Origin of the sequence: Nostoc sp. XA010 (assembly GCF_020829625.1) — a bacterium.
GTDB lineage: Bacteria > Cyanobacteriota > Cyanobacteriia > Cyanobacteriales > Nostocaceae > Nostoc.
In genome coordinates, this window is the sequence record NZ_JAIVFX010000028.1 from 1 (window position 1) to 12,550 (window position 12,550).

Sequence of the window (12,550 nt, forward strand, 5' to 3'; positions counted from 1 at the left end):
TTACCAGTAGTAGAAAGCTTCCATCCAGTTGTTTTATATTCCACTGAACGACAGTGTTTTTTGAATTTAGGAAACCCTTTTTTACCCTTGGACTTCTTCTTGCAATTAGACGCTCTCTTACGAGACGTACTTTTAGGTTAAGTTGACATTAATGGGCATTGCTGTGCCCCTACACCTAGTGATATAATTTTGTACCGCGTCTGAATGGGAACCACTATATCAGATTGCCATCTGAATTATTGATTAACAAGCTTAGAAAATACTTTAAAAGTGGGTGACCTGAGATTCGAACTCAGAACCAATAGATTAAGAGTCTACTGCTCTACCGTTGAGCTAGTCAATAACTCTACAAGCCCATTTATTTGTTACTTCTGATCGGTTTTCTCTCAATCCAATAAGTAGGTTGAGAGAAAAATGAGAGAAAGTTTTGATCAAGTCACAGCAAGCGATTTAGGCAAACACTTAATTGGATATGAACGCTTATTAGCACTCTTCAAAGACATCCAGAAGCAAACCCCAAAAGGTGTAGGACTAAAACGAGAAGTCAAGACATCTGGTACATATATACTATTGCAATTTAAGATTGGTGATAAACGAACTGCTAAGGCTTGTAACTGTGACTTTACCGAGATAGGGATAGTCAAGGCGCTAGAAAAAGCAAAACAGGTTAGTGAAGCGTTAATACGGTATAGCAGTGAGACAGAGTTCTGGAATTGGTACGATGAGTTCCTACTTGAGAAAAACGTCATCAAGAATGATCTGCTGACTTTTGAGCAAGCGATCGCTCTAGTAGAAGAGAATTTTTGGAACAGTTACAACGGTAAAAAACAAAAACGAGATAGAAACAATCCATCTCATCAAACTTGCTGGTATGACGCTTATGGGCGCTTTTACAAACTATTGCCAATAGAAAAAATAGTAAATCATGCCGATATTAAATTAATAGTTGACAGTAAAGAATCTGGTACTAAAAACTTCAAAATGTGTGTACGTTCAATGAAAAAACTTGCAGACATCATTGGTAATACTGGATTGAGTGATGAGTTAAAAAAGATAGATATTAGACAAACTAAATATAGAGATGACTTACAAAGTATTTCTCTTGATGACTTCCTACAAATGAGAGATATGGTATTAAATATACCCATTGATGATAAACGCTATAACATTGAGTCTCGTAAATCTTGGATGTTCGTATTCTCAATGCAAGTGGTATATGGGTTCAGAATTAGTGAAGTGTTTGCAGTTCAGAATATTGATAAACCATTTGTTACACGAGATAACGTCACTATAGCGGCGCTTAATGACCCTAACAACAAAGATATGATTGCTGTTGTGGGTGATAAGACGTTATTGGGAACTACGACTAAAACAGGTTATAGGTTAGCACGTCCATTGGTTCCACCTACTCATTTAGATTTGATTGAACAATTAGAAATAAAATCTAGTAGGTTGCCAATAGTCAGAATTGAAAGTAATAACCCTGTGTCGATACGGCACAAATACACTAAAACTGCTAGGCAAATGTTATGCAATTGGCTGAAAGATAATAAATTCACTCAAACTCATGCTTTGCGTCACCTAGCTAATCTAAATGGGATGATGGCTGGTATACCGTTAGAAAAAAGAGCTATGTCTCTTGGTCACTCCCCCGCAATGAATGACACAGTATACAAAAAACGTCAAACAACTAAGACAACACTCGATCTACTAACGCAGTCTACTAACCAAGCGATTCCGTTACAGTCAGCAGTTGCGATCGCTCATAAACTGAGATGTACTGATGAGAAGTCCACTAAACTACTAGCTGCTATCTACAATGTGTCTGAAGATGAGATAACTAACATTATGCTAGTACTTTTGTAGCTGAATAAAGATACAATTATCAGAATTCTAAGTGTATTCCTCAATATATTGAGCAGTAGGAGAAAACGCCATTTGCAAATAGAAATACTGATATAAAACGACTACCCATTAGATTTTCCTAGTGTTATGTTGGGTTTGTAGGACATAGCTGAACTTTGAAAAAACTGAATACCCAAGACGCCCTGAGATAACAGAAGCATCGAATAGCCAAGATGCCGATGGTAGGTACGAAACGGGCTGAGGGTATTCTGTATAGTACCTAACCACACTTTGAGAGAAAGTCTGGTTATCCCTTCTTTCAAGAATAGGTTAGTTATGTATTTATAAGATAGCTAGGTCGTGTACAAATCAGACTATTTCAGCCTAAACAACACAATAAAGAAAGGAACTATTAACGATGCATAATCAGTATTACAGTTCTGATTCTGATAATCAAGATGTAGAAGGAATTGCTAATTTTACCCAAGAGGAATACGCGCCAACACGACCATTATTTCCACTATTGCCAGATACTAGTGAATATCTAGAAAAAACCGATGCTGCAATCGTTAGTACGCCCAAAAGTAAACAAGGTACAATTCCACGAGCCGATATTATAGGTACAGAGATAGCTGAAAAATATAGAGGTAAATGGATATTCAACGGTGAGGCTAATTGTTGGATGATCTATGAGTTTACACAACCTGGAATTTGGACTAAGGTTAATGATATCTGTATTGAGGGATTGATCAATAAAGAACTCAAAAACCAAGAAATAGCTGGCTATGGCTCTTGTAGTTACATCACCAACATTATTAGTAAAATTAGAATCGAATTGATAGAGATGAGTTGGCAAGAAAGGTTGCCTACAAAGTTATTACCATTTGAAAACTGCGTACTAGAAATAGCTACAGGAAATGTTCTTAAGCATTCACCAGAATATCGGTTTACTTGGTGTTTACCGCGTGCATTTGATAACTCTAGTAATGAGTTTCGGTTGATTGATAAGTGGTTGGATGAGGTTACAAGCACTAATCAATCAATCAAAATAATACTACTATGTTACTTAGCTGCTATTCTCAAAGGTCGTTCTGATCTCCAACAGTTCTTACATCTTATTGGTTCTGGTGGAACAGGTAAGGGCACATTTTTTAGACTTGCACAATCTCTCGTAGGTAACTACAACGTATGTAGCACTACTCTTAGAGATTTTTGTAGTAAAACCTTTGGAGTGGCTAATGCTTACAAAAAGCGGTTACTACTATTTCCAGATCAAACTCCATATCAGGGAGATGTACAAAAGTTTAAATCGCTTACGGGACAAGATGAGTTACAAGCAGAAGAAAAATATAAGCAACCATTTCAATTCAGATTTGATGGTATGGTCATCATGGTATCAAATGATCCTGTGTTTGATACTCGTAACTCATCTTGGCTTACAAGGAGACAGATTTTAATTCCATTCACAAACACTATAGATAAAAAGAAATGTAGAAATTTAGAAGAAGAGTTTCAGCCTGAGTTGAATGCATTAACTCAATATTTACTGAGTATTTCTGATGAAACAGTTACTGAAGTATTGAGGTGTGCAACCGATAACCCAGAACTTGCTCAACATAGTTTGGAGCAACAAATAAGTACTAATTCTATTGCAGGTTGGATTGATGAGTGTGTTATCCGAGATGGCACTAGCAAATGTGCAATAGGGAGCGATAAGACAGACAGCAAGACTCTATTTGGCAGCTATACACAATGGTGCCGCAAGTCTGGTAGCTCTGCTCCCACCTTGCGTACTTTTAGCCTCAATCTACTGGATTTTTGCAACTCTACTATGAGATGGGATGACGTAAAGAAACTACGTAATAGCCAAGGTTATTACATTGACAGCTTGAGATTACGTCAACTTGGTAACGATGATCATCTTCCTTCACCACTAGTCAGTGTAGAGTCAACCTACACAGTGAAGAGTGAGGTGTAGCAACATAACCCAGTCAGGATAAGGGTTGTGTAGGTTGTGTAGGTTGTGTAGGGTCAGAGTATTATCCCTAATATATTTAGGAATGAGGCTCTGACCTGCAAACAAAATCATAAATCAAGTAAAAAGATATATGTAACCCCAGGGCAAACGCATCTAAAGTATAAGAATCCTTTAATAGCAAGGGTTTCAACGTTTTTAAATTTAGCCTATTTTTTCGTCAAGATCCTTATCCAGCAGGGGTTTCAGAAATGCCGTGCGTTCGCCCTGATATGTAACCCTACACACTCTACATAACCGAGTCAGTATAAGGCTTACAACACTACACACAATCCTACACAGTGTAATGTCAATCCTACATATTCAAAGTAACAAGTAATGAGTGTTACTGTTTATCTCTATTGGTTACTATGAAGACTTAGTTAATCTTGATACAGGTAAGAGAAAGTGTAGTATAACTGATATAAGTATTAAATACTACATTAGTTAGATATGGAATTTGCAAGAGCAATGGCTTTAGGTGGCAAAATAGTTCATGCAAATGGATGTAATTTTTCTTCCTACGACGAGCTTAAGTTGCTTTGTTGTGTATGCAGAGAGCCTGTTTGTCTCAAAAAGGGTGAATATAGAAAATCTCATTTCGCTCACTTTCCAGGTACAGACCCAAAACAAGTAGAACAATGTGAATTGAGAGTTTCATCTTATGGCAACAAAACAGAAATTAGTAGTTTCACTAAGGATAGAGGACAAAGGCTAGAGATATTTCAACAGCACTTCATAAGTATGATTTCTGTTGGGGGAGAAAGAATTGTTGAGGATGTAGAATTCCACGACTGGATTGATTCAATCAAACGTGACAATAATCAAGCAATTAATAATATTACCAAAGGTTGTATAGAATATTTTCTAACCCATCAGAAACAAATGGAGGTATCCTGTTTTTATCTCACAGATGATCAACCCTTACTTCAACAGCAAATAGCTTTGGAAGTGATTGACTACTTGTGTGTCAAGTCTAGCTTGCAGTTGCTAAAGTATTTAGTTCATTATAGTGTGTACAAACTGTACAAGCATAAACATGACAAGTTATTTAAACAGCAAATTACAACAAAACATATAGCTAATATTTGTCAATACACAGCTAAAGTAATTATGTTCACCCCTTGGATAGAGGTGATAAATAATCCTAAAAACACACAGTTATTAACTACTAATACTTCCCAGCTACTTGAATCAAAACCAGTATCAGTTATCAAGCGTAACTGGTACGCCTTGTTCGTTCGCTACGGTAAAGAACAAGCTACCGTACATACCATTATCGAACAAATGAAGATCAACGCCATACCTGACTACAAACGCAACGTTAATAGCGGGTTAATCTCGTCAGATTTCTTACTCTCCGATATCATCCTAGATATCGCATATCCTCACGAGTTCTCTATGGCTAGCAACATGACCATAGAAAATTATAAATCGTATCTGTTCATAGAGATCGATGACCTATACAATACCGATGTTTTCTACAACATCATAGAACCGTTCTTCAAAAACCTGATCGACGTTATCGGATTCGTGGGCATGAAAACACCCAAGTATGCTAATCCTGATAAGAAAACAAATCCCATACGTCTTAAGCAACAGTACAGTGTACAAGGACGTTCCGTTCTCAAGTACTATAACGATACCGTTACCGTACCTGTTAACGTTTCCAAGGTTGACTACGAACGGTTACGCTTGTCAAACGGTAGTGTATCCGTCTTCGACGATGACTTGTATCAACCTGGGGAACCTGTGTGGTTTGTGATTAACGCCAAGCACAAGGCAAAGTATTGGGTAGTTAAAAAACTAGATCAAGACCACTACCAAATTAGAACAAAAAAATGGTTCAAGTTTCCCGCTTGCGCCAACATGCTCCGTAAATTTGACGGATAGCAGCGATCGCACAATTAACTAATGGTTGACGGTAGCCATCATACCGTTATCAATGAGTTAATCCCTCATATACCTACAAAACTTTGGAGACTAAAGATAATGGCTAGCACATACTTTGTAGATCCATCCTCAGAGAAAGCGCTCGCTGTAGCCCAAAATCTAGCAATACTCAATGAGAAAATTGCGATATTAATACGTGAGACTGCTACTAAAACCACGACTAAACAAGAAGTATTCTACTTTCTAGCCAGCCACGACGGAGCTAGAGTTATATTTAAAAATGAGAAAAAAGTATTAAAAGAGTTGACAATCGATCTAGCGTATGGGTTGGAATTCGATCCTAGAGATAAAAATGGAAAACTGCAACTTGACATAGTTAACTTACTATGTGAAATAAGCCGAGATCCTCACATGATTGATGTTTCACTTGGCTTAAAGTGGCTACAAGTTGCGTTTATTGTATTTGGTAAAGTTCACATGAGGGCTACATCCGTAGTATCGGTAGATATCGTTACAGCGACATTGCAAGACTGGATGGACACTATCAAAGCTACACAGTTAGAAGCTAGCGATAAGATTGAGATCGCTATCTGGTTACTAGATAGAAGTAAGCTAGGCAGAAAACTGAACGCTAGCGATCGCAAGAAACTAGAAACTTTCGTTAAGTCTTTAGAACCCGTTGCAATAACTGCTACAGTGCCTACAGTGCCACAATAAATTACAGTAAAGCCTACTACTGATGCTACAGTAGCTTCTCAAGTGGTTGACAATGTTAACGCTAACAAATCCAGAAATGGTAAAGTTACGCAACTAGTAACACCATGCCTATGAGTATGCAGCAATTAGAGGGTCAACCGTTATTCCGTCAGACCTCGAATGGGGCAGTTTATCGAACCGAGCAAAGACAAAGTTAGCTAAAGAGAACAATTACTGGGGCGGTATCCGCATCAAAACAGATGGCGAGAATGAGTTTCGCGGCACATACATTCATAGCTTAATTGCGATCGTGTTTGCTCAATGGTGTAATCCGAAGTTTGCATTGTGGGTTTCGCAACAAATGCGGAATGGAAGGGATGTTAGACAATGGTCAACTTGAGTTTATCAACACGTACTTAGACAGCAAGGGTAAAATAAGAGTACTTTGGGCGTATGACGATCGCATATTCTTGTTACTAGCATTGAAACGTCGTTCTCACCTTATCCCCGATGACGCTAAGGATATCAAGATAGCTAAACAAACATATCAGCCTATTTCTAACGAACTAGTTATGGAAGCTTTTACAGAAGCTTATCAATTAGCTAGCGATCGTTCGATCGTTATGCCTAACACAACTTTGGATGCATACAATCGTTACGCTATCGGCAAACTAGCAGAAATACAAGCAGAAATACAGAATGCAATCGCTAACGATAGTAAAGCAGATGATACGGCGATCGCTAACGACAGTAAGGAGCAATAGTTGAGTCAACTGTATGACGATGGTTACACTAAAACACTCGTTAACAAGCTAGCCAAGGTCAAAAAAGTTAGCGTTAACGAGCTAGCTAAGGCATACGATCATAAATGTGACCTTGAAAACGATTTAATCAACCTCAAGTAACACTCAAGTCAACATAAGTTAACTCATAAGGTAGCTATCGTGGCTACCTTTTTTGTCAACTTATCACACTACTTAGTAGGAGTTCCCATGATAGATTTTTCAGATTTTGGTGCGATCGCTGGTAAGGCAGTTACCAATACTGCCACTGTAGCTAAACCACAGGAATCAACCAAAGTTAAACCGAAGTTAACTATTGATACTAAAACCAGCAAAGCTATACTAACTGCCTCTGTAAGCCTTTGTAAAGGGTGACATGAAGCGATTGTGGCTTGATATTACATGAAACTTAAAACAGAGGTATTACAGCCTGATACAGCTACGTTCCCTAATTCGTTAGGCGTTTATAACGTGATCAGATAGTTTATTCATTAATAAATAAGACAAACTTATATTTGCAGATATAAATGATAAGTTTATCTCAATACAAGTATTCACCCCTATTTGGTTGTTTTAGGGGTACATTGGATTGAAGTGAGAGAAAACTGAGAGAAAAACAAAAGCCTGAAAAAAGTGGGTGACCTGAGATTCGAACTCAGAACCAATAGATTAAGAGTCTACTGCTCTACCGTTGAGCTAGTCACCCGCACGAATAGCCATCATAGCAGACTTCTGACAATTTAGCTAGTACCGTGCCAAAAAACGAATTAAAGGGGGAATTTGATGGTGAAGGTGGTTTGACCGGCTTCACTCTGCACATAAATTGAGCCGCCTAAATGTCTGACCATTTTCTGCACTAATGCCAATTCCAGCCCAGTGCCGCTATGTTTCCAAGGATCATGTTTGGAAAGGTGATAGAAAGGCTCAAATATGCGTGACAGTTCGTTGCTGGTAAGCTTTAGTCCCGAATTGCTAATATTAAGCTCTACTGCGTCCGTTATCAGGTGAGCAGAGACTGTGATAGACTCACCTGCCGGGGTATATTTGCAGAGATGGTTGAGTAGTTCGGTTATAATCCTCTCCATATCTGTGATATCTGTCTCTAAAAGCGGGAGTGCGGGATCAACACTCAGGTTTAACTGCTGTCGCTGGCAACTGCTAAGGTCTCGAAAAGACTCGACAATGGGGTTAAGCCAGCTTTGTAAGTCAATGGCAATCAAAGTTGGGGGATCGGGTTCGGCTTCTAGATATGTGAGTGTGAGTAGGTCGTTAATTAACTTGCTTTCTCGCGCACACTCGTTATGCAGAATCTGCAAGAGTTGTGGAACTATTTCTATATCTAATATTTCTGCTGGTGTGAGGACACTTTCGAGGGTTTGGACTGCAAGGCTGATGCTAGTTATTGGTGTCCGCAGTTCTTGGGACAGGTTTCTGAGAAATTGGTTTTTGAGCCGATCGCAATTTTCTAATTCTTTGACCTGTGCCTGGTTTTGTTGGTAAAGCTGGGCTTGACGAATGGCGATCGCACATTCATTTGCTACCTGCTGCACTAACTCGACTTCAAATTCATCAAATGCCTCTTGTGATGGTCTTGTCAACCAAATGTTTCCCAAAATCCCTTGAGTATCGAAAATTGGACAAGCCATCTGGGACATAACCAATAGCTTTGGTTGCCATCCCGGCGCAATTTCCAAAAATTGCAAAGGTTGTTTTTGCAACAGTGACTGATAAACTTCAAGACGGTCTGCAATCTGTTTAGTCAATCCTTGACACTGGGGTAAGTTAGTGGTGTACTCGTAGGCAATACTAACCAGAGTTTGACAGGTGCTATAGAGTTCGATTTGGCAACGATCAAGGTTCAGTAGCTCTGCTAATTCCTGGGTGAGTGTCTGCAATACCTGAGTTTCATCGAGACTATCGCGGATTTGTTCTGTCATGCGTCGCACCAAGGCTTCAAAGTTTCGCACTTGCTGCAACTGATTTTTGTGCTTCTGTTTTTGCAACTGCAACTTTGCTTTGAGATCCTTAATTTGCTGACGAAGTTCTGCCTGCTCAACAGCAATGCCGATTTGAGTTGCCAACTGTTTGAGTAAGTCCGTTTCTGTTTGCTGCCATTGACGCGATTGGTTGCAATGCTGGGCAATCAATAGCCCCCACATATCTTGCTCTTTGAAAATCCGCACGACTAGATTGGCTCTCACCTGCAAAGATGCCAGAAAATCTATATGGCAAGGATGCAACCCAGCTGCATAAATATCTTCGACAACTTGAATGCAACCTCGCCCGTAGTGTTCTTGATGTTTGCCACTGAAGCAGGGATCGGTGATGTTTTTTCCCAACAGGGGATCAGTCACAGTTGACTCGGCAATAATTATCCCACTGCCATCAGCCTCGAAGCGATAAATTAGGACGTGATCGCAATTCAAAAACTGCCGCAGTTCAATTGTTGTCTGATGCAGAATTGTCTCTAATTCGACAGATTGATGAATTCGTCCTGCGATCGCTTCTAGCAGTTGTTCCCGTTCAACCTGGAGTCCAACTGCCTGTTCTGCTTGCTTCACAGGAGTAATATTGCTACTAGTACCAATCAGTCGATAAATCCTGGAGTTAGCATCCCTTAGCGGCGTGAGAGTCGTACTCCACCAAGTCTGAACCCCCTGGAATTGCAAACATTGTTCGTAAGAAATAGTTTTGCCGAATAGCACACACTCAGCATAATGCTGACGCACCTTAGCAGCATCGTTGGGGGAGAGAATATCCTCTGGTTTTTTGCCCCGGAGATCATCTGAACGAATGCCTATCCACTGCTCATGAGTGGGATTAAGTGCCACATATCGAAAATCTCCGTCCTCCAGAACATCAACTACAAATATTGATGCTTGCACAGAATCATACATGCTCAGTAGAAATTGCTCACTACTACTTTTATCATCTACTTCTGTGCCGAAGAGAATCTGAGGTGGTGATAATTTTGTCAACTCCATAGTTGATTCCGTTGGATTTATATTCATGCGAGAGTCCCTGTCTGGTATTACTGACTCTTCTAGGCGCTCTCTTGTCGTTACGCTTGTAGTAGATGCACTTTAGCGCCTATAGCAAAGTATTGTCAGCTGTTGCTCATCGAAATTTGAATCTTTCTCTACTTCTTGTCAGAAATCTAGGAAAGCTAATAAAAGTCAGCTTAACAAATCCTGCTTTTTGAAGGCGAAAAGACATTTGCAGGTTAGGGCAAACTTATTGAAGTTGATTTTTAACAGTTTTTCAAGATTGTTGCATGTACTTAAGTGCAAACCTCAGTATACATGAATTAGATTTATAATTCTTAATATAAAGAATAAGGAGTGGCAGAACTCACAATCGCAATTTATGAGCATTCATTCCGGTGAGAATACCAACTAGCAGCCAAGTAATAGCTAATCCCATGACTTCGCCTAAGAATAACTGCATCAGGCGGTGTAAAATCATCCCAACAGCAGAACCCACGGGGACAGCAACAGCCCAACTTGCCGAAGAGACAAATATCCATCGCCACGGCATAGGCTGGGGAATTGCTAATGATTGTGCCAATCCAATCCCCAAGCCGCCAAGCGCCCCATAAACCGCCCCAGACAGGATTCTCACTGGGAAAATCTGAGTGCTAGGTACTATCCAACCCACCGCACCAATACCGATCGCAGTGATGATACTCCAACCCAAAAGACTTGACAAAATCCACCTGATACAATATATGGGTTCTTTGAGAAGACAACCTTGAGGAAGTGCGATTGCAAATCCGCCGATAGCCGCCTCTACTACCCCAATATCTGGTTTATCGCCGACTTCGATAAACAATAAACTCAATAAAAAACCGCCAAAAGTAGCGAAAGTCCACAGAAATATAAAGCTAAGTCTAGTATTTTCTGGCGCGAATGGCATTAAAGTTTCTTTGGTTTTAATAATCTGACAGTTTTAGCATTAAACAGATCAAAAAAAGCTTTGCGTCGCTGTTGGGGTGATTCGGGTACGATGTAACCCCAGAGACTCTCCCAGTAAAAAAAGGAGATCCCATCAAAATTGCGATCGCGCACCACCTGAACTTGTTCTCTAATTTGTGCCATTTTGACAGGATTACGCACCGTTCCCGTTGATATCCCAATACCTACAGGTATTAGACTTTGAGCCAATTTTATCGATGATTGTTCCAGTTGAGCGATAAAAGAGTTTTTGTCATTTCGATATACCTGCAAAATTAACTCATTAACCAAACCTTTTTTTACCCAATTTTCCCAGTCTTGCAAATAGTATTTGTAGGCAAAAGCTTGATAGTTAGGAGACAGAGATATTTTAACGTTGGGTTTAACAGCCTTCACAGCTTGATAGATTTCTGCCATAAAATCAGTAATTTTGTCTGCCCGCCAACGCATCCACTCTGGGTTAAAAGGATCAGTTGGGGGACTTTTGCCTTGATGCTCTTGCTGGTAGAGTTCAATAGTGAAGCGATCGTAGCCAAACTGTACTGGCATCCCAAAATGATCGTCAAGTTGAATACCATCCACATCGTAATCCCTGACTACTTCTAAAATTAGCGATTGGATAAACTCTTGCACTTGCGGATGTAAGGGATTTAACCAGGCCACCTTACTAACCAAAACATTATCAATTTCTTCCGGTGGGGCATCTTGGGTAGACTTTATACCTTCTTGCCCAATTGTCAACCAGTCGGGATAACGCCTTGCTAATTGTGAATAATGCGGCGTCATAAACCCGTATTCAAACCAGGGGATCACTCTTAAATCTTTATTTTTCGCAAGTGTTACTATTTTTGCTAAAACATCCTGTCCACCGTGCATGAAGTTGAGCAAAGGTTGAGTTTCCGAACCTGTAGTCATTTTAGCTATAGCACTCTTATAAAAAGTATTTCCTCGATTCCAAACTACAGGATAAATTGTATTAAACTTGAGAGTCGATAATTGGTTTATAGCACGGTTAATACCCCAAGGAACAAATAGTACACCGCTAGCAACATTAGTGAGCCAAACACCGCGAATTTCTGTAGTTAAAGGATTTATATTTTGGGAATAAACTGGCAGTGAAGAAACTGAAGAGAGCGAAAAAACTGTTAAGGTGGCTACTAATCCCAAACACAGTAAATAAGAAATACAACGGCGAGCAACCCGATTCATTTGTAAGCGTGACCTAGTGCGATCGGAATATATATAACTACAAAATAAAGTTGTAATCCTCCGGATGATGTAAAGAAATGATGATTCAGAATTCAGGAGTTAGAGGTCAGAATAGTTGAAATAATACGGAGCCAATTTTGGTCATGAATCTACTTAAC

The 12,550-nt window shown here is 39.6% G+C and carries 10 protein-coding genes and 2 tRNA genes; 7 read left to right on the plus strand and 5 right to left on the minus strand.

Translation table 11 applies throughout. The features are described from left to right. Nucleotides 1-271 precede the first annotated feature (271 nt). Nucleotides 272-340: transfer RNA gene (locus tag LC608_RS27535), tRNA-Lys, on the minus strand. A 74-nt stretch (nt 341-414) separates the two neighbouring features. On the opposite strand from LC608_RS27535, the gene LC608_RS27540 reads away from it, so the two are divergent. The 7 genes from LC608_RS27540 to LC608_RS27565 all read left to right on the plus strand — a co-directional run bounded on the left by LC608_RS27540 (nt 415) and on the right by LC608_RS27565 (nt 7,605). Beyond that, nucleotides 415-1,866 (plus strand): hypothetical protein, encoded by a 1,452-nt coding sequence (locus LC608_RS27540; RefSeq protein WP_229556614.1) that lies wholly within the window; start codon nt 415-417, stop codon nt 1,864-1,866. A gap of 397 nt (nt 1,867-2,263) precedes the next feature. Continuing rightward, nucleotides 2,264-3,823, plus strand: coding sequence for a phage/plasmid primase, P4 family (locus LC608_RS27545; protein ID WP_229556615.1), 1,560 nt, complete (start codon nt 2,264-2,266; stop codon nt 3,821-3,823). A 489-nt stretch (nt 3,824-4,312) separates the two neighbouring features. Next, nucleotides 4,313-5,752 (plus strand): hypothetical protein, encoded by a 1,440-nt coding sequence (locus tag LC608_RS27550; RefSeq protein WP_229556616.1) that lies wholly within the window; start codon nt 4,313-4,315, stop codon nt 5,750-5,752. 99 nt (nt 5,753-5,851) lie between these two features. Continuing rightward, a complete protein-coding gene (locus tag LC608_RS27555; protein WP_229556617.1) occupies nt 5,852-6,469 on the plus strand; it encodes a hypothetical protein in 618 nt (205 codons plus the stop codon). Nucleotides 6,470-6,698: 229 nt separating this feature from the next. Further along, nucleotides 6,699-6,848 (plus strand): KilA-N domain-containing protein, encoded by a 150-nt coding sequence (locus tag LC608_RS37685; protein WP_374108467.1) that lies wholly within the window; start codon nt 6,699-6,701, stop codon nt 6,846-6,848. Next, nucleotides 6,817-7,212 carry a hypothetical protein gene (locus LC608_RS27560; protein ID WP_229556618.1) on the plus strand — a complete coding sequence of 132 codons (396 nt, stop codon included), beginning with the start codon at nt 6,817-6,819 and terminating at the stop codon, nt 7,210-7,212. The genes LC608_RS37685 and LC608_RS27560 overlap by 32 nt, the downstream gene beginning before the upstream one ends. Before the next feature lie 228 nt (nt 7,213-7,440). Further along, nucleotides 7,441-7,605 (plus strand): hypothetical protein, encoded by a 165-nt coding sequence (locus LC608_RS27565; RefSeq protein ID WP_229556619.1) that lies wholly within the window; start codon nt 7,441-7,443, stop codon nt 7,603-7,605. Nucleotides 7,606-7,864: 259 nt separating this feature from the next. Here the strand turns inward: LC608_RS27565 and LC608_RS27570 are convergent. The 4 genes from LC608_RS27570 to LC608_RS27585 all read right to left on the minus strand — a co-directional run bounded on the left by LC608_RS27570 (nt 7,865) and on the right by LC608_RS27585 (nt 12,392). Further along, nucleotides 7,865-7,936 (minus strand) — tRNA-Lys (locus LC608_RS27570). Between the two features lie 61 nt (nt 7,937-7,997). Next, nucleotides 7,998-10,241 carry a GAF domain-containing protein gene (locus LC608_RS27575; protein WP_229556620.1) on the minus strand — a complete coding sequence of 748 codons (2,244 nt, stop codon included), beginning with the start codon at nt 10,239-10,241 and terminating at the stop codon, nt 7,998-8,000. Nucleotides 10,242-10,581: 340 nt separating this feature from the next. Then, nucleotides 10,582-11,145, minus strand: coding sequence for a hypothetical protein (locus LC608_RS27580; protein WP_229556621.1), 564 nt, complete (start codon nt 11,143-11,145; stop codon nt 10,582-10,584). Next, nucleotides 11,145-12,392, minus strand: a complete 1,248-nt coding sequence (locus LC608_RS27585) for a glycoside hydrolase family 10 protein (protein ID WP_229556622.1) — start codon at nt 12,390-12,392, stop codon at nt 11,145-11,147. Before LC608_RS27585 ends, LC608_RS27580 begins: the two co-directional genes overlap by 1 nt. Nucleotides 12,393-12,550: the final 158 nt, after the last annotated feature.